Origin of the sequence: Streptomyces longhuiensis, from assembly GCF_020616555.1 — a bacterium.
GTDB classification, from domain to species: Bacteria; Actinomycetota; Actinomycetes; order Streptomycetales; family Streptomycetaceae; genus Streptomyces; species Streptomyces longhuiensis.
The window spans coordinates 4790001-4807877 of the sequence record NZ_CP085173.1; the positions used below are offsets into that span (position 1 = coordinate 4790001).

Genomic DNA, 17877 nt, shown 5'->3' on the forward strand with positions numbered 1-17877 from the left:
TTTCCGGCGGTTCCGACTCTATCAGATCCTTTCGGGCCTGATTCCCAGTCAGCGGGGCTTGTCTTCGCGGCTGTTGGGCCGTTCCGACGTCCCAAACTTTAGCGGATTCCCCCGGCGGTTCCTAATCGGGCCGCCGCACCGAAATCGAATTGAATTCGGGCATGCCGAATTCGATCCCGGAGGGAGATCGTGCTGGTGGTTGGGTTGCCGCTTCAGCGGCGGAGGTGCTGTCGCAGAACCGTTACGGCTCCGTGGCAACTCGAAGAACCTTACGTATCGAGGAGGGGCATGTCAACACCCTCCTGGCAACTTCTTTTCAGTCGAGATCCGTGAGGCGGCCGCCGGCGTCCGGCTGGGCGTCCTCCACTCGGCGCAGCAGGCGGGTCAGGACCTCACCCAGGACGCCGCGCTCGTCGGAGGAGAGGTCCTGGAGAAGGTCTTCCTCGAAGCCAGAGGCGAGGCGCATCGCCTCGAGCCACTTGGCGCGGCCCTCGGTGGTGAGCTCGACGATGACGCGTACCCGGTTGGACTCGTCGCGGTCGCGGGTGACCAGGCCCTCGCCGACCATGCGGTCGATGCGGTGGGTCATCGCGGCCGGCGTGAGGCCCAGGCGCTTCGCCAGGTCGCCGGGGCCCATGCGGTACGGGGCGCCGGAGAGGACGAGGGCCTTGAGGACCTCCCACTCGGCGTTGGTGATGCCGAGGTTCGCGGTCTGGCGGCCGTAGGCGACGTTCATGCGCCTGTTGAGGCGGCCGAGTGCGGAGACGATCTGCTCGACCTGGGGGTCGAGGTCCTGGAACTCACGCTGGTACGCGGCGATCTGCTCGTCGAGGGTCGGCTCACTGTCGCCGGGGTTGTCGCCCATGGCCCGCAGTATGGCACGGGTCGCTTGGCGTTGAAGTCCTTCGATGTGTATTGTTTAGATCCTAACTTTAGCTTCGAAGTCTTCACTTCTAACTCCTAAGGCAGGTGAAAGTGACCAGGGCGATGGGCGCAGCGATGCGTCGGATCCAGGTGGGCAGCGCGCTGAGTTCGTTCGGCGTCGGGTTCACGGTCCCGTTCCTCTATGTGTACGTCGCTGAGGTGCGAGGTCTCGGGGCTGGAGCGGCGGGCATCGTGCTCGCCGCCTTCGCCATGGCCGCTCTGGTCGTCCTGCCGTTCACGGGGCGGGCCATCGACCGGCGCGGTCCGGTGCCCGTCCTGGTCGTCGCCACGCTGGTGGCGGCGGTCGGTGCCCTCGGGCTCGGGCTCGCCGGGAGTCGGACGACGGCGATCCTGTCGGCGGCGGTGCTCGGTGCGGGCACCGCCGTGATCCAGCCGGCGCTCGCCACGATGATCGTGTGGACGTCCACGCCGGACACCCGTACGCGCGCCTTCGCCATGCAGTTCTTCCTGCAGAACCTCGGCCTGGGCATCGGCGGGCTCATCGGCGGCCAGATCGTCGACGAGAGCCGTCCGTCGAGCTTCACGCTGCTCTTCGGTATCGAGGCCGTGATGTTCCTGGTGCTCGCCGGGGTCGTGGGTTTCGTGCGGATGCCGTACGCGCCGGCGATCGGCGGGGCGGTGCCGAAGGGTGGCTCCGGGACGGGCGGCGGGCTGCGGGCGCTGCTGCGGCACCGGGCGATGGTGCAGCTGTGCGTCCTCGGGTTCGTGCTGTTCTTCGCCTGCTACGGGCAGTTCGAGTCGGGCCTGAGCGCGTACGGCGTGGAGGCGGCCGGGATCTCCCCGTCGACGCTGGGCATCGCGCTCGCCGCCAACACCGCGATGATCGTGGTCGCGCAGTTCGCGGTCCTGAAGTTCGTCGAGCGGCGCAGGCGGTCCCGGGTCATCGCCGCGGTCGGGCTCGTGTGGGCGATCGCGTGGCTCGCGGCCGGGTACGCGGGTGTGGGGCACGGCAGCCAGGCCATGGCGACGGCCGCGTTCATCTCGACGTACGCGCTGTTCGGTCTCGGTGAGGCGATGCTGTCGCCGACCGTGGCCCCGCTGGTCGCCGACCTGGCACCGGCCGGGATGGTCGGGCAGTACAACTCGGCGTTCGCGCTGGTCAAGCAGCTCGCTCTGGCGGTCGGTCCGGCGGTCGGCGGACCCATGGGGGCCGCGCTGCACGGTCCGTACATCGTGACGTTCGTGCTGTTCTCGCTGGGGATCACGTTCCTCGCGGTGCGGCTCGGGCGGCATCTGTCGCCCGAGCAGGACCAGCCGTCGCTGGCGAAGAGCCGGATCGTGGCGGAGGGCGGGGCGTCGGCGGAACCGGTGCCCGCGGCCGCGGCCGTCTGAGGCTCCGTACGGATCACGGGGTGCGCGGCAGGGCGAATTCGCACCAGACCGCCTTGCCGCCGCCCGGGGTGCGCCGGGAGCCCCAGTTCGAGGCGATCGTGGCGACGATGGAGATGCCCCGGCCCGCCTCGTCGGCGGGCTCGGCGCGGCGGCGGCGCGGGAGGTGGTCGTCGCCGTCGGTGACCTCGATGATCAGTCGGCGGTCGGTGCGGCGGAGCCTGAGGCGCATGGGCGGGGTGCCGTGCTGGAGTGAGTTGGCGACGAGTTCGCTGGCGGCCAGGACGCCCAGGTCGTGCAGCTCGGGCGAGAAGCGCCAGCTGGCGAGTACCCCGGAGGCGAAGGCACGCGCGCGTGGGGCCGCTTCGACGCCGCCGAGGAGTTCCAGGGCGGCGTTGCGGAACAGCTCTCCGTCGGGTCCCGTGCGCGCCGGGTGCTGGAGGACGAGGACGGCCACGTCGTCGTCGTGGTCCGCGGTGACGCCTGCCGCGCGGATGAGGCGGTCGCACACGACCTGGGGTGTGCCGGTGGCGCCGGCGAGCGCGCGCTCCAGGGCCGCGACGCCCTCGTCGATGTCCTCGTCCCTGCGTTCGACCAGGCCGTCGGTGTACATGACCGCGGTCGATCCGGGGCCGAGCGGCACCGATCCCGAGGCGTGCAGCCAGCCGCCCGTGCCGAGCGGGGGTCCGGTGGGCTCCTCCGCGCGGTGGATCGTGCCGCTCTCGTCGCGTACGAGGATGGGGAGGTGGCCGGCCGAGGCGTACACGAGGCGGCCCTCGTTCGGGTCGTGGACCGCGTAGACGCAGGTGGCGATCTGGTTGGCGTCGATCTCGATGGCGAGGCCGTCGAGGAGCTGGAGCACCTCGTGCGGCGGCAGGTCGAGGCGGGCGTAGGCGCGGACGGCGGTGCGCAGCTGGCCCATGACGGCGGCGGCGCGCACCCCGCGGCCCATGACGTCGCCGATGACGAGGGCGGTGCGGCCGCCGCCGAGGGTGATCACGTCGTACCAGTCGCCGCCGACCGCGGCCTCGGTGCCGCCCGGCTGGTAGGTGGCCGCGATGCGCAGGTCGTCGGGCTGTTCCAGCTCCTGGGGCAGGAGGGAGCGCTGGAGGGTGACGGCGGTCTCGCGCTGGCGGCGCTCGCTGGCGCGCAGGCGCTCGGCGGCCTCGGCGTGGTCGGTGACGTCCGCAGCGAAGACCAGCACACCGGAGCCGCCCGCCCCTCCGTGTGCGCCGTCCGCGCCGTCGGCCGGGACCGTCACGGGTGTGCAGGTGAACGTGTACGAGCGGCCGCCGGCCACCTTGCGGGACTTGACCGTGCGCGGCTTGGCGCTGCGCAGGACCTGGTCGAGCAGTGGCAGCAGGCCGAGTTCCTCCAGCTCGGGCAGCGCCTCGCGCGCGGGTGCGCCGGTGGGGCGCTCGCCGAAGGCCGCGACGTACGCGTCGTTCACGTACGCGATGCGGTGGTCGGGGCCGTGGACGAGGGCGACGAGGGCGGGGATGCGGTCGAGGACCTCGCGTGCGGGCAGCTCGTCGATGCCGGCGGCGGGCGTGGGCGCGTCGCCGTCGGAAGCGTGTTCGTGGCGGGCGGCGGGCACGGCGCCTTCCCCTCGCTGGCTTTGGGAGACGCCATGGTCGGACCGCGCTGCCGCGCGGCGCTGCGTTCCGGGGAGCCGGGCGCTCCAGCGCGTGAAGTTCACTGTGGGGAAAGCCTCGTGAGGTCGGGTGGGGGCTCCCCATGCCCGGCCGGAGCCGGGAGCAGCGGGGAAGGGCAACGGGGCGGTCGGTCCGCCCACGGTCTGGGGCCGGCCGGGGTCATGGGCCAGTCTGACCGACCGGACTGACATCCGTCAGACGCCGGTCCTTGAGGGGGAGTTCCCCGGTCCGGTCAGGTCGACCCCTTCGGGTCCCGCGGCGGGTGCGACGGGGGGCTGCCGGGCGGGTTTCCCCCGGCCGCGAGTTCGAACTCCGCACGCGGCCGTTCGAGCGAGCCGAGGGAGACGATCTCGCGCTTGAAGAGCGCGGAGAGTATCCATTCGCTCAGGACACGGGCCTTCCGGTTCACGGTCGGCACCCGGCTCAGGTGGTAGACGCGGTGCATGAACCAGGCAGGGTAGCCCTTCAGCCTGCGCCCGTAGACGTGGGCGACACCCTTGTGCAGGCCGAGCGAGGCGACGGAGCCGACGTATGCGTGCTCGTAGTCGGTCAGGGGCTCGCCGCGCAGGGAGGCCACGATGTTGTCGCCGAGGACTCCGGCCTGGCGCACCGCGTGCTGGGCGTTGGGCGCGCATTCCTTGCCCTCCTCGCCGGCCGTGATGTCGGGGACCGCCGCCGCGTCGCCCGCGCCCCACGCGTGCGGGGCGCCGTCGACGGCGAGCTGGGCGGTGCATTTGAGGCGGCCGCGTTCGTTGCGCGGCAGGTCGGTCGCGGCGAGCACGGGGTGCGGTTTGACGCCCGCGGTCCACACGACGGTGCGGGTCGGGAAGCGGGAGCCGTCGTCGAGGACGGCGACCCGGTCCTCGCAGGATTCGAGCCGCGTCCCCAGGCGTACGTCGATGTTGCGGCGGCGCAGTTCACTGACGGTGTAGCGACCCATCTCCTCGCCGACCTCGGGGAGGATGCGATCGCTGGCCTCGACGAGGATCCACTTCAGGTCGTCCGCGGTGACGTTGTGGTAGTAACCGGCGGCGTAGCGGGCCATGTCCTCGAGTTCGCCGAGTGCCTCCACCCCGGCGTAACCGCCCCCTACGAAGACGAAGGTGAGGGCCGCGTCGCGGATGGCGGGGTCGCGGGTCGAGGAGGCGATGTCCAGCTGTTCGATGACGTGGTTGCGCAGCCCGATGGCCTCTTCGACGGTCTTGAAGCCGATGCCGTGGTCGGCGAGCCCCGGCACGGGCAGGGTGCGCGAGACGGAGCCGGGGGCCATGACGAGTTCGTCGTACGTGATCTCGACGGCGCCCGTGCCCTCCTCCTCGGTGGCGAGGGTGGTGAAGGTGGCGGTGCGCTTGCCGTGGTCGACGGACGTGACCTCGCCGACGATGACGCGGCAGCGGGGGAGGACGCGGCGCAGCGGCACGACGACGTGGCGCGGCGAGATGGATCCGGCGGCGGCCTCGGGCAGGAACGGCTGGTAGGTCATGTACGGGTCGGGGGTGACGACGACGATCTCGGTCCGGCCGCTTCTCAGTTCCGGTTTGAGTCTCTGCTGGAGGCGCAGGGCGGTGTACATCCCGACATAGCCGCCCCCTACGACGAGGACGCGCGTACGCGGGACTTCCGGGGCCGTCCCCCGGGAAGAAGCAGTCTTCGGCATCGGCACCACCCCATGACGCATCGGCCACTTGAGTTTGTCCACAGCCCCGGCAAATTGTGTGACCGGCGCTTACGCCGGCCGCCGGGTGGGCGAATTGCCGGAGTACGGGACATGTCCGCAGGTCAGCGCACATGTGGCGGGTGAGGCGAGGGGGTGCAATCGGGGTGGAATCGCCGCGTACTCCGTTCGGGGGGCGCTCCGTGCGGAACCTGCCCCTTCTGAATTGACTCCGGCTCAACTATGTTCGTGTGCTGTCGGGGTGTCGGGGGATGCGCTGACGGATCCGTCGGACGGATCCGTGGAACTTGCCTGTTCCTCACGCTCCGGCTGCCGATGGCGGGGAGAGTCTCCGGGGGGAGACGTCATTACCGGGGGAACACATATGCACATTCAGGACTCTCAATGGACTTCGACGGCTTCCGCGTCGGCCGTGGCCGGCGGACCGGCCGCCACGGGCGGTAACGGTCGCGGCGCGGGCGACAGTTCGCGTGCGGCGCCGCTCCGGGTGGACGCCCAGCGCAACCTGGAGCACGTCCTGCGCGCGGCGCGCGAGGTCTTCGGCGAGCTGGGGTACGGCGCGCCGATGGAGGACGTGGCGCGGCGGGCCCGGGTCGGTGTCGGCACGGTGTACCGGCGCTTCCCGAGCAAGGACGTACTGGTGCGGCGCATAGCCGAGGAGGAGACCTCCCGGCTCACCGACCAGGCGCGGGCCGCCCTCGGCCAGGAGGACGAGCCGTGGTCGGCGCTGTCGCGCTTCCTGCGCACGTCCGTCGCCTCCGGTGCGGGGCGGCTGCTGCCTCCGCAGGTGCTGCGCGTCGGCGTCGCCGACGAGCCGGCCGACGCGGCGGGCGCGCCGGGCGCGGTCCGGAACGAGACGCGGGTTCCGCAGCAGCGGCACGCCGTCGTCCCGCCCGACCTGCGTCTCGTGGAGCAGCGCACATCCTCGGTCACCGAGGCCGTACCGGCGGACGACGCGGGCGCCGCGGCGCTGCTGGAGGTCGTCGGGCAGCTCGTGGACCGGGCGCGCGCGGCGTCGGAGCTCCGCGAGGACGTGACGGTGGCGGACGTGCTGCTGGTCATCGCCACGGCGGCACCTTCGCTGCCGGACGCCGCACAGCAGGCCGCCGCGTCGTCGCGGCTTCTGGACATCCTGCTCGAAGGGCTGCGGTCGCGGCCCGCGTAGAGGCGGGCGGCACCTCGTAGGGCTGGGCTCCGCGAGGCGCCGGGTTTCCGCGAGGGACGTGACAGGCGTGGGGACGGCCGCGGGTGGCGCATGTGCGTCGCGCGCGGCCAACTCCCTTTTTGGGCACGCTCGTTGACCCCTACCCGTACGAGTGAAAGCTAGTACTTCGTTGGACGAAGTCTCCACGGATGAGTGGTTGGCGAGCACGGGCACGCGGTGCGGACCACCCGTGTGGCACTCTTTCCCGCGTGTTCGGGTCTGAGTGTGCAGTCGGGGGCTTTCCGCGATGAGCGTTGACGGGCGGGACGAGCCACTCGAGAGCAGGGGTGCGAGCGGCACCGAGACCGGTGGGCTGCCCGCGCGGCAGGTGCCGAGCCAGGGCGGTCCACTCCGGGACGGGGCACCGGACTCCGCTCCGTCCGAGCCCTCGGTCCCCACGGCCCCCTCCGCGGCCCCGGGCGAGAACGTCTCCGACCCGAGCGTGCCGCAGCAGCGGGAGCACGGTGCGGACGCGGGAACCTCCGCCCTGCCGCCCCCGCGGGAAAAGCCTCCGGGGGAAACGCTTTCGGCGGACGCCGACCTGATCACCCGTATGCGGTCCGGCGACGACACCGCGTACGAGGAGCTGTACCGCAGGCACTCGACCGCCGTCCGCCGTTACGCACGCACCTGCTGCCGGGACGGGCACACCGCCGACGACCTCACGGCCGAGGTGTTCGCGCGCATGCTCCAGGCCGTGCGCGGCGGCAGCGGGCCCGAGCACGCGGTGCGCGCCTATCTGCTGACCACTGTGCGCCGCGTCGCCGCGGGCTGGACGAAGTCGGCGAAGCGCGAGCACCTGGTCGAGGACTTCGCGGTGTTCGCCCAGCAGGCCGCCCGCTCCAGCGAGGTCTCCGACGACGACACGCTGGATCTCGGCGCCGACGTCCTCGCGATGCACGAGGCCGAGCAGTCCATGGCCATGCAGGCCTTCCGGTCCCTGCCCGAGCGCTGGCAGGCCGTCCTGTGGCACACGGAGGTCGAGGACGAGTCGCCCAGCGAGGTCGCCACGCTCTTCGGGCTCGACGCCAACGGCACGCGCGTGCTGGCCAAGCGCGCCCGCGAGGGCCTCAAGGAGGCGTACCTCCAGGCCCATGTGAGCACCACCCTCACCCAGGACGAGGAGTGCGCGCGCTACGCCGACCGGCTCGGCGCGTACGCCCGCGGCAGCCTGCGCACCCGGGCCGAACGCGGTCTGCGCAAGCACTTGGAGGAGTGCGCCAAGTGCCGTCTCGCCGCCGGTCAGATCAAGGAAGTCGCCAGCGGGATCCCGGGTGTCGTGCCGGTCGCGGTCATCGGCTGGTTCGGTGCCGCCGGGTACGCGAAGGTGGTCGCGCTCATCGGGGGCGGCGCCGCGGGTGCGGCGGGCGCCGGTGCGGCGGCCGCGGCGGGCGGCGGCTCCGGAGGGGCCGCGGGCGGTGGCGCCGCGGCGTCCGAGGGGCTCGGCGCGCCCGTGAAGGCGGGCATCGCGGCCGGCGTGGTCGCGGCCGGCGTGGCCGTGGCAGTGGCGATCGCCCTCGCGGGCGACCCGCAGAAACCCAAGCCGGAGGCGCACAAGGAGAAGCCTGCGGTCTCGCAGCCCATCGCCCCGCCGAAGCCCACGCCTCCCCCGAAGCCGAAGCCGAAGCCGAAACCCGAGCCGCCGGCCGCGCAGCCGACGCCTCCCCCCGAGCCCGCGCCGAAGCCGACCCCCACCCCGAAGCCGGCGCCGAAGCCCACGCCCGAGCCGACGCCGCCTCCGAGGCCGACACCCGAGCCCACCCCGAAGCCCACGCCTCCCCCGCCGCCCGCCCCGGCCGTCTACCAGCTGAATCAGCTGTCGTACGGCGGGATCGGCGACGGCACCAAGCCGGAGATCCGGCCGGGCGAGAGCAGCTGGGTGTGGCAGCGCTACGGCCTGCGCGTCGCGGACAAGCAGTACGCGAACGGGGTCACCGTCCACGCGCACTCCTCCGTGACCATCGACCTCAACCGCAGCTGCACCGCGTACGACGCCTTCGCCGGTGTCGACGACATGACGCTCGGCACGGGAGCGGTGCGGTTCTCCGTGTACGCGGACGGGGTGCGGCTGTGGAAGTCGCAGGTCCTCAGGGGTGGGGACCCGGCCGTTCCCGTTCATGTGAATCTCGCGGGACGCAAGGCGATCCGGCTGGTCACGGAGCCGCGGACGGCCTTCGACTCCCTCGCGGTCGGGGACTGGGCGGAGTCCCGTTTCACCTGCCGGTGAGCGTCCCCGGTCGAAGCGCGCGGCCCTAGTCGAAGTGGCGGACGCGTTCCGTCAGGAACGTGACCGTCTCGGCCGCCGTGTGGCCCGCCCCCGCGGCGCGCGCTTCGGCGTACCGGGTGGCGCCCAGCGCGGCGGCCGCCTCCGCCTCCAGCGCCTCGATCTCGGCGCGTTCGGGCTGGGGCCGCTCGGAGACGCCGCGCCAGCCGTCGGACGCGGCCACCACCCGTACCGCGCCCTCCGTGTCGCCCAGCTGGGCCAGGAAGAGCGCCCCCCGGCCCGCGAGTCCTGCGTTGACGCTCTCCGCGCAGCGGTTCTCGACCGCGTATCGCAGGGCGTCGGTGAGGACCGCGAGGCCGCACGCGGGCCCCGACTCGGCCGCCGTGATCCGCGCGTCGACGCCCCCGACCATCGCCGTGAACTGCGGCGGCGGGGTGCCGCGCGACGACTCCGTGGCCGCGTCGTCGCACAACGCGCGGGCCCGCGCCACCTCGCCGTCCTCCACCGCCATCAGGGCGTTCAGCAGCAGCACGTACGCGTGAGGATCCGGCACCCCGTACCGGTCGGCCTCCCCGATCGCCTCGGCCAGGAGCCCGCGCGCCGCGTCGCGTTCGCCGGAGCGGTAGGCGATCTCCCCGAGCCGGGCGATGAGGAACGGCGCCTCCGCGTACGCGCCGACCTCGTACGCGAGACGCAGTGCCTCCTCGAACTCGCCCTTCGCCTCGTCGAACCGGCTGCGCGCGATCGCCGCCTCACCGGCCGCGCTGCACACCTGGGCGCGCATCCACCGGTCCCCGACGCGGCGGCTGATGCTCCGCAGCTCGGCGACGTCGTCGTCGACGCCCGTGAGGTTGCCCGGTCCGTCGACCGCCGTGTGCGTACGGAACATCAGGGTGACGCCGATCTCCCACTCGCCGCCGTACACCCGGCAGTTGGCGACGGCCTGGTCGAGGGCGGTCCTGACGTTCTCCGGGTTGTCCAGGAAGTGCACGGTGAACGGCCAGATGATGCCGGGGAAGCGTGCTCCCGCGGGCCCGGGCCGAGCGAAGGCGTCGCGCACCCGCATGAGGTATTCCCGGTCGGCCTCGCCCCGCAGGGCGCTCTCCGCTCTGGACTGGGCCACGAAGAAGATGTGCAGGAGGCGCAGCTCCATGAGCGGCCAGTACAGCGGGTCGTCCTCGTCCGCCAGGTCGTCCGCGGCGGGGAACGTCCGCCCTTCACGCGGGGGGACCCGGCAGCCGGACGGGGCCCGGCGGTCCGGGCCGTGCGGGCGGTGCGCCGGAAGCAGCTGCTCCAGGATGTGGCCGACCCACTCGGCGCCCTCCCTGCGGTAGTTGCGCAGCCACCAGAACCAGCCGGTGGAGAGGGCGAGTTCGACCGCGGACTCCGTGTCGCGGGTGACCGTGGAGCGGTGGAGCGCGGCGCGGAGGTTGTCGAGCTCCGTCTCCAGGCGCTCGATCCAGGGGAGTTGCTCGGCGGAGCGCAGGAGCGGGTCGGCCTTCTCGACGAGGGCGCGGAAGTAGGCGACGTGGCGTCGCTCGGCCTCGGTGCGCAGCTGTGGTGTCTCGGCGGCGCGCTCGGTCGCGTACTCGTGGATCGTCTCCAGCATCCGGTACCGCATGCTGCCGTCGCCCGGGGCGGCCACCAGGAGGGACTTGTCGACGAGCGCTCCGATCAGGTCGGATGCGGGTCCGGTGCAGACGGCCTCCGCGGCCTCCAGGTCCCAGCCGCCGGCGAAGACGGATGCCTCGCGCAGGACCGTGCGCTCCTGCTCGTCGAGGAGGTCCCAGGACCAGTCGACGACGGCGCGCAGGGTCTGCTGGCGCGGCAGTACGGTGCGGCTGCCGCTGGTCAGCAGGCGGAAGCGGTCGTCGAGCCGGTCCGCGATCTGGCGGGGGGTGAGGAGTCTGAGGCGGGCCGCGGCCAGCTCGATGGCGAGCGGCAGGCCGTCGAGGCGTCGGCAGATCTCGGCCACGGCCTCGGGGTCGCCGGTGATGTCGAAGTCGGGGCGCACGGCGCGGGCGCGCTCGGCGAACAGGCGGTGCGCGGGGTCGGGCGGCAGGGGTTCGACGGGGCGCACGGACTCGCCGGGCACGCCCAGGGGTTCGCGGCTGGTGGCGAGGACGGTGAGGCCGGGGCAGTGGGTGAGGAGGGTCTCGGCGAGCGCGGCCGCCGCGCCGATCACGTGTTCGCAGTTGTCGAGGATCAGGAGCAGGCTGCGCGCGGCGCAGTACTCGACGAGCAGCGCCACGGGGTCGTCCTGCGGCGCCGTGTGCTCGCTGGTCATCAGGACGGTCTCGCGCAGGCCGAGGGCGCTGACGACGGCGCCGGCCACGGCCTCGGGCTGGTCCAGCGGGGCGAGCTCGGCGAGCCAGGCGCGGGGGTGTTCGGCGGCAGCTTCCTCGGCGAGGCGGGTCTTGCCGGAGCCGCCGGGTCCGGTGAGCGTGACGAGGCGGGCGGCTCTCAGGTCGGAGCGGATGGCGTCGAGTTCGGGTTCCCGGCCGACGAACGAGTTGAGGCGTGGCCGCAGATTGCCGTCGCGCTGCGGCTGCCGGGGTGGCGCCGGGCGGCCGGAGTCGCGGGCGGGGTCGAGCAGGTCGGCGTACAGGGCGGCCAGTTCGGGTCCGGGGTCCGCGCCGAGGCCGTCGGCGAGAGTGCGACGGGCCGTCTCGTAGGCGGCGAGCGCGTCGGCGCCGCGGCCCGCGTCGCGCAGGGCGCGGATGAGCAGGGCGTGCAGCGGCTCGTCGTACGGGTGGGCGTGCGTGAGTTCGGTCAGCTCCGGTACGACGTCCGCGGCGCGGCCGAGTTGCAGATCGGCCGCCACGCGCGCGCGTGCCGCTTCGAGGCGCTGGGCCTCGGGGCGGGTCGCGGCGGTGCGGTCGGCGAGGTCGGCGAGTGCGGGCCCGCGCCACAGGGCGAGCCCGTCGCGCAGGGCGCGGGAGGCGGTCGCCGGGTCGTGTGCCGTGAGCGCGGCCGTGCCCTCGCGGGCGAGGCGCTCGAAGACGTACAGGTCCACGTCCTCGGGTCGGGCGGCGAGGCGGTAGCCGCCGCCCGCCTCCGATGTGACGGCGTCCTTGCCGAGGGCGCGGCGGAGCCGGCCGACGAGGGCCTGGAGGGCGGCGGTCGCGTCGGCCGGTGGCTCGTCGGCCCATACGTCGTCGATGAGCGTGTCCGCGGGGGCGGTTCGGCCGGCGTGCAGCGCGAGCGACGTGAGCAGGGCGCGCAGCCGCTGTCCGCCCACGGGCAGGGGAGTGCCTTGATCGTCGTACGCCTCGGTGACGCCCAGAATTCGGTACCGCACGGGTCCATTCTCACGGGTGGGGCGGCCTCAGTCGCGCGGATTCCGGTTCGGGGGTGCCGGGGATGCGGCTCTTCAGCGCCCGGCGCCCAGCGCGCCCCGCTGCGGTGCGACGCTCCCCGTGGGGACGGCGCGCTGGCGGGCCGGGGTGCCGGTCCAGCAGGTGCCGCGGCGGGCGATGAGGCGGCGCAGCCAGAGTTCGAGGGAGACCAGGTCGGCGAGGCCGTCCAGCGGCAGGGGTTCGCCGTCGGCCGCCGCGCGCAGGGCCTTGCGGACGACGCGGGCCTCGATCAGGCCGGTCTGGGCGAGGAGCGGGGTGTCGAAGAGCTGGATGAGGTGGTCGGCGGAGACGCGCAGGCCGGTGCGGGCCGCCGCGGCGGACGACGCGTGCGAGGGGGCGCCCCAGCCGGCGGGGAGTTCGCTGACGCCGGCGCCTTCGAGGACGGCGCGCAGGATGTCGGCGCGGGCGCCGGGCCGCACGCGGAGCGCCTCGGGGAGGGCGCGGGAGGCGCGGACGACCTGGTTGTCGAGGAAGGGGGCGTGCAGGCGCTGGAAGCGGACCTCGGCGGCCTGTTCGAGGACGCGTAGGTCGGCCGCGTGGCGGGCGAGGGCGGCGCGGGCCCGGAAGGCGCCGGGCCGCTGCCCGGGTCCCGGCCCCGGACGCGTCGCGCCGTCCTGGAGGCGAACCGATACTTCAGCGAGGGCCTCGCCCGTCAGCCAGCGCGCGGCGGGCCCCGGTCTCGCCCACGCGAGGGCCGCGAGCGATGCGCCGACGGCGCCCGCCTCACCGCCCGGATCCTCGAAGTTCCGCTGCAACAGCCGCTCCGCGAGGCTTTCGACGCCCGCTCTGTACGGCGTGCGGGCCAGTTTGCGCGCCGCGCCGTACACGCGCGCGGGCACCAGCACGGAGCCGCCGTCCGCCTTGGCGAGCGCGGCGACCGGCTTGACCATGTGGCGCCGGCGCCGGTCCATGAGGAGGTCGGCGAGGCGGGCCGGGTGCGCGTCGAGGACCTGGCGGGCGCCGTAGCCGGTGAAGTGGTCGGCGCTGCCCGACAGCAGGCGCGCGCGGTGGCGGGCGGCGGTGATCAGGGAGGGGCCGGGCTCGTCGGTGAGGGGGCCGTCCAACTCGGCGTAGGGGAGCGCCTCTTCGCCCGCGGTGACGACGACGTGGTGCAGCCGCGGGTTCGCGGCGATGGCGCCCGCGCGCTGGAGTTCGGCCTCGCGCCCTTCGGCGCCCGCGGACAGGTCGTTGAAGGTGACGGCGAGGAGGCGCTCGCCCGCGCCCGTGCCGTGGCCGAGGACCGTGCCGGGCAGTCCGGGCAGGCCGGCCGCGAGCAGCGCGAGTGTGCCGGACGCGGGTCCTCCGGAGAGGTCGGCGCCGATGCCGGGCACGGGCATGCCGCGGGCGGCGCGCCGCTCGGCGGGGCCCATGCCGGGGACGGGCCCCGGGTCGATGTCGGCGCCGGGGACGTGCCGGGGCGCGGCGAGCCGGGCGCGTACGGCCTCGACGAGCGCGTCGCGCAGGGCGTCCACCGCGCCGGCCGGGTCGGCGGAGGGGGCGGCGACGGCGAGCGACGCGACCGGTTCGTAGCCGGCGATCTCGCGGGCACCGGCGCGCAGGATCAGCGCGTGGCCCGGCGGGATGCGGCGTACGCCCTGGTACGGCGTCGAGTCGTGCAGCGCCTCGGGCACGTCGGGGGCGGCGAGCAGGGCGGCGAGATGGCCGATGTCGAGGTGGGCCTCGATGAGGTCGGCGAGCGGCAGGGCGGCTGTCGCGTACGCGGTGCCGCCGGCCCAGGGCGTGTAGAACACGGGCCGTGCGCCCGCGAGATCGCCGGCGACCATGAGGCGCCTGCCGACCTGGACGACGGCGGTGTAGCTGCCGGACCAGGCGGTGAGGTGGCGCAGGGCGCCCCCGCGCGCGGCGAACAGGCCGACCCGCAGCTGCTCGTCGGAGGCGCCGCAGGTGCCGAGTACGGCGATACGGGTCTGCTCGTCGGCGCTGACGATCCGGACCTCGTCCGGGCGCCAGTCGCCGACCGCCCACAGCGGGTCGGGGTCACCCCACAGGAGCTGGGAGCCCACGGGATGGACGGTCTCACCGTCGGGTCCGGTCGAGCCCGCGGACCCGAACCGCACGGGCCCGGCGGCGGTACTGCTCCACCCCACCAACCACCGCATCGCCGCCTCCACAGGCTGTGGACAGAACCTCGTCAGAAGGAATCAGAGGAAATCACAGGAACAGAGTCCCCATGCTGCCACGAAGGAGGCGTGCGGGAGAGGCGACGGGGCGGCACGCGCGCCACCGAATGCGCCCCTTTCGAGCGGTAGTTGAACCCCCCGGGGACCGCGCGGGGGCATCGGTGACGCCGTACGGCACCATCGATATTCGGCCAAATCGGCCGTGGATGGCCAGACCTGTGCACACCACATCGGCCACGGCGCACAACGCACAGTCCGGGAGGCGCCCTTCACCTCCCGGACCGGTCCGCCACCCGCGGGGATGAAGGCGGCGGTATCCCCCAGCCCGCTGGATCCAGTACAGCGGGCCGACCCACGCACCATCATGGAAGCGCTCGCCCCGTGGCCGCAGAAGAGCGCACGTACAGGCGCACGGCCACACGGGCGGAGCACACCGCGCCGGCACCGCCCCGGGCACGCACTCCCGTACGGACAATATTCCCGCCATCCGGAACTATGCCCCTTAACGCTTGGGATCCGGCGAACTACGCTGGGTGTACGAATGCCGCGCGGTTATGCCACCGCGGCAGCCGGCTGTGTCGAGGGGTGGCGCATGTCCAGGGAGCAACGCGGGCCGAACGAGAAACTCGGCACCGTTCTCGCCCTCGCGGGAATCAGCAACGCAGGCCTGGCGCGGCGCGTCAACGACCTTGGCGCCCAGCGCGGTCTGACGCTTCGCTACGACAAGACCTCGGTCGCCCGCTGGGTCTCCAAGGGCATGGTGCCGCAGGGCGCGGCGCCGCACCTCATCGCCGCCGCCATCGGCCAGAAGCTGGGCCGCCCCGTGCCGCTGCACGAGATCGGCCTGGCGGACGCGGACCCCGCGCCCGAAGTGGGCCTCGCCTTCCCGCGCGACGTGGGGGCGGCGGTGAAGTCGGCGACGGAGCTGTACCGCCTCGACCTCGCGGGCCGCCGCACGGGCGGCGGCATCTGGCAGTCGCTGGCCGGGTCCTTCGCGGTGAGCGCGTACGCCACGCCCGCGTCGAGATGGCTGATAACGCCGGCCGACTCGTCGGTGGCACGCGACGCCCAACCGCTGGAGAGCGGCGGGGACAACACCCCCCAGAAGGTCGGCCACAGCGACGTCCGGAAGCTGCGCGAGGCGGCCGAGGACGCGCGGCGCTGGGACTCCAAGTACGGGGGCGGCGACTGGCGTTCGTCGATGGTCCCCGAGTGTCTGCGGGTCGAGGCGGCCCCGCTGCTGCTCGGTGCCTACTCGGACGACGTGGGGCGCGCCCTGTTCGGGGCGAGCGCCGAACTGACGCGCCTGGCCGGGTGGATGGCGTTCGACACGGGCCAGCAGGAGGCGGCGCAGCGGTACTACATCCAGGCGCTGCGGCTCGCGCGCGCCGCGGCGGACGTGCCCCTGGGGGGCTACGTGCTGGCGTCGATGTCGCTCCAGGCGACGTACCGCGGGTTCGGCGACGAAGGAGTTGACCTGGCGCAGGCCGCCCTGGAGCGCAACCGCGGACTCGCCACTGCCAGGACGATGAGCTTCTTCCGGCTCGTGGAAGCACGCGCACACGCGCGCGCCGGTGACGCGCATGCCGCGGGGGCCTCGCTGCGGGCCGCGGAGGGCTGGCTGGAGCGGGCGCGCGACGGGGACCACGACCCGTCGTGGCTCGGCTTCTACTCGTACGACCGCTTCGCCGCCGACGCGGCCGAGTGCTACCGCGACCTGAAGGCACCCCGCCAGGTGCGGCGCTTCACGGAGCAGGCCCTGTCGAAGCCCACGGAGGAGTTCGTGCGCTCCCACGGGTTACGCCTCGTGGTGTCGGCGGTCGCCGAGCTGGAGTCGGGGAACCTGGACGCGGCGTGCGAGCAGGGCACACGCGCGCTGGAGGTGGCGGGGCGGATCTCGTCGGCCCGGACCACCGAGTACGTGAAGGACCTGCTGCACCGCCTCGAGCCGTACGGGGACGAGCCGCGCGTGGTGGAGCTGCGGGAGAGGGCGAGGCCGCTCCTGATGGCCCCGGCGTAGGGCAGCGGTGTGAAGGAACCGGTGCAGCCGAACGTCTACCGCCCGGGTTTGAACGCGTTGTCAGTGGCGCAGTGCAGTATCGGGGGCGGGAGGTGAGGCACGGTGATGACGAGCGGGCCCGACTGCGACGTGCTGGTGATCGGCGGCGGGATCGTCGGCCTGTCGACGGCGTACGCCCTCACGCGCGCGGTACCGGGCACCCGTGTGACCGTCCTGGAGAAGGAGCACGGCCCCGCCAGACACCAGACGGGGCGTAACAGCGGGGTCATCCACAGCGGCGTGTACTACCGCCCCGGCTCGCTCAAGGCCCGTTTCGCGGTGCGGGGCGCGGCCGAGATGGTCGAGTTCTGCGCGGAGCACGGCATCGCGCACGAGGTCACCGGCAAGCTGATCGTGGCCACCGAGCGCGACGAGCTGCCCCGCCTGCACGCCCTGGTCCAGCGCGGCCGGGAGAACGGGATTCCGGTGCGGGAGCTCGGCCCCGCCCAGATCGGCGAGTACGAGCCGTACGTGCGCGGCCTCGCCGCGATCCACGTGGGCACGACGGGCGTCGCCGACTACGTGTCCGTGGCGCGGTATCTCGCCGAGGCCTCGGGCGCGGACATCAGGTACGGCGCGGAGGTGGTGCAGATCGACCGCCGCCCGGAGCGTGGCGTCGCGGTGCGCACGGCCGCCGGGGACGTCGTCCGCGGGCGCGTCCTGGTGAACTGCGCGGGGCTGCACTGCGACCGGATCGCCCGGCTCGCCGGGGACGACCCCGGCATGCGGATCGTCCCCTTCCGGGGTGAGTACTTCGAGCTGGCCCGCCCCGAGCTGGTGCGCGGCCTGGTCTATCCGGTGCCGGACCCGGCGTTCCCCTTCCTCGGCGTCCATCTCACGCGCGGCATCGACAAGGGCGTGCACGTCGGACCGAACGCGGTGCCGGCGCTGGCCCTCGAGGGCTACGACTGGTCGACGGTCAGACCGCGCGAGCTCGGCGCCACGCTGGCCTGGCCCGGCTCCTGGCGGATAGCGCGCCGGCACTGGCGGTACGGGGCCGGTGAGCTGCGCCGCTCGGTGTCCCGGGACGCCTTCACGTCGGCGGTGCGCAGGCTGCTGCCCGCGGTGACCGCGGACGACCTGGTGCCCGCGCCGGCCGGCGTCCGGGCGCAGGCGGTCCTGCGGGACGGGACCCTGGTCGACGACTTCCTGTTCCGCGAGGCCCCGCGCACGGTGCACGTGCTGAACGCGCCGTCCCCGGCGGCGACGGCCTCGCTCCCGATCGGCCGCGAGGTCGCCCGGCGGGCCCTGGCCGCGCTCGGGTCCTGAGCTCCGGGCCCTGGACT

At 73.7% G+C, this 17877-nt stretch carries 10 protein-coding genes; 5 read left to right on the forward strand and 5 right to left on the reverse strand.

Annotated features, from left to right (window positions below):
* Positions 1-316 precede the first annotated feature (316 nt).
* Complete coding sequence (locus LGI35_RS22205) at positions 317-865, reverse strand: MarR family winged helix-turn-helix transcriptional regulator (RefSeq protein WP_100598978.1); 549 nt, start codon at positions 863-865, stop codon at positions 317-319.
* 122 nt (positions 866-987) lie between these two features.
* On the opposite strand from LGI35_RS22205, the gene LGI35_RS22210 reads away from it, so the two are divergent.
* Positions 988-2277, forward strand: a complete 1290-nt coding sequence (locus tag LGI35_RS22210; RefSeq protein ID WP_227295753.1) for an MFS transporter — start codon at positions 988-990, stop codon at positions 2275-2277.
* Between the two features lie 13 nt (positions 2278-2290).
* On the opposite strand, the gene LGI35_RS22215 is transcribed toward LGI35_RS22210, so the two are convergent.
* Together LGI35_RS22215 and LGI35_RS22220 are read right to left on the reverse strand one after the other, a co-directional pair.
* A complete protein-coding gene (locus LGI35_RS22215) occupies positions 2291-3973 on the reverse strand; it encodes an ATP-binding SpoIIE family protein phosphatase (protein ID WP_227295755.1) in 1683 nt (560 codons plus the stop codon).
* A gap of 188 nt (positions 3974-4161) precedes the next feature.
* Positions 4162-5586: an NAD(P)/FAD-dependent oxidoreductase gene (locus LGI35_RS22220; protein WP_227295758.1), complete on the reverse strand. Its 1425-nt coding sequence runs from the start codon at positions 5584-5586 to the stop codon at positions 4162-4164.
* 382 nt (positions 5587-5968) lie between these two features.
* On the opposite strand from LGI35_RS22220, the gene LGI35_RS22225 reads away from it, so the two are divergent.
* On the forward strand, positions 5969-6769 hold the full coding sequence (locus LGI35_RS22225) for a TetR/AcrR family transcriptional regulator (RefSeq protein ID WP_227295759.1): 801 nt from the start codon (positions 5969-5971) through the stop codon (positions 6767-6769).
* Positions 6770-7055: 286 nt separating this feature from the next.
* On the forward strand, positions 7056-9035 hold the full coding sequence (locus tag LGI35_RS22230) for a sigma-70 family RNA polymerase sigma factor (protein ID WP_227295761.1): 1980 nt from the start codon (positions 7056-7058) through the stop codon (positions 9033-9035).
* Between the two features lie 25 nt (positions 9036-9060).
* Here LGI35_RS22230 and LGI35_RS22235 read toward each other — a convergent pair whose 3' ends face one another.
* Entirely contained in the window at positions 9061-12333 is a 3273-nt protein-coding gene (locus tag LGI35_RS22235; protein ID WP_227295763.1) for an AfsR/SARP family transcriptional regulator, read from the reverse strand.
* 72 nt (positions 12334-12405) lie between these two features.
* Positions 12406-14511 (reverse strand): asparagine synthase-related protein, encoded by a 2106-nt coding sequence (locus tag LGI35_RS22240; protein ID WP_227295766.1) that lies wholly within the window; start codon positions 14509-14511, stop codon positions 12406-12408.
* A gap of 613 nt (positions 14512-15124) precedes the next feature.
* Here LGI35_RS22240 and LGI35_RS22245 point away from each other — a divergent pair.
* Both LGI35_RS22245 and lhgO read left to right on the forward strand, forming a co-directional pair.
* Positions 15125-16552, forward strand: coding sequence for an NsdA family TPR-like regulatory protein (locus LGI35_RS22245; protein WP_227295768.1), 1428 nt, complete (start codon positions 15125-15127; stop codon positions 16550-16552).
* Positions 16553-16657: 105 nt separating this feature from the next.
* Entirely contained in the window at positions 16658-17860 is a 1203-nt protein-coding gene (lhgO, locus tag LGI35_RS22250) for an L-2-hydroxyglutarate oxidase (protein ID WP_227295771.1), read from the forward strand.
* The last annotated feature ends 17 nt before the right edge of the window (positions 17861-17877 follow it).

Excerpts from the sequence above, each read along its gene's own strand:
- LGI35_RS22205 (WP_100598978.1), bottom strand. The coding sequence starts at position 865 with ATGGGCGACAACCCCGGCGACAGTGAGCCGACCCTCGACGAGCAGATC.
- LGI35_RS22210 (WP_227295753.1), top strand. The coding sequence starts at position 988 with ATGGGCGCAGCGATGCGTCGGATCCAGGTGGGCAGCGCGCTGAGTTCG.
- LGI35_RS22220 (WP_227295758.1), bottom strand. The coding sequence starts at position 5,586 with ATGCCGAAGACTGCTTCTTCCCGGGGGACGGCCCCGGAAGTCCCGCGT.
- LGI35_RS22225 (WP_227295759.1), top strand. The coding sequence starts at position 5,969 with ATGCACATTCAGGACTCTCAATGGACTTCGACGGCTTCCGCGTCGGCC.
- LGI35_RS22230 (WP_227295761.1), top strand. The coding sequence starts at position 7,056 with ATGAGCGTTGACGGGCGGGACGAGCCACTCGAGAGCAGGGGTGCGAGC.
- LGI35_RS22240 (WP_227295766.1), bottom strand. The coding sequence starts at position 14,511 with ATGCGGTGGTTGGTGGGGTGGAGCAGTACCGCCGCCGGGCCCGTGCGG.
- LGI35_RS22245 (WP_227295768.1), top strand. The coding sequence starts at position 15,125 with ATGTCCAGGGAGCAACGCGGGCCGAACGAGAAACTCGGCACCGTTCTC.
- lhgO (WP_227295771.1), top strand. The coding sequence starts at position 16,658 with ATGACGAGCGGGCCCGACTGCGACGTGCTGGTGATCGGCGGCGGGATC.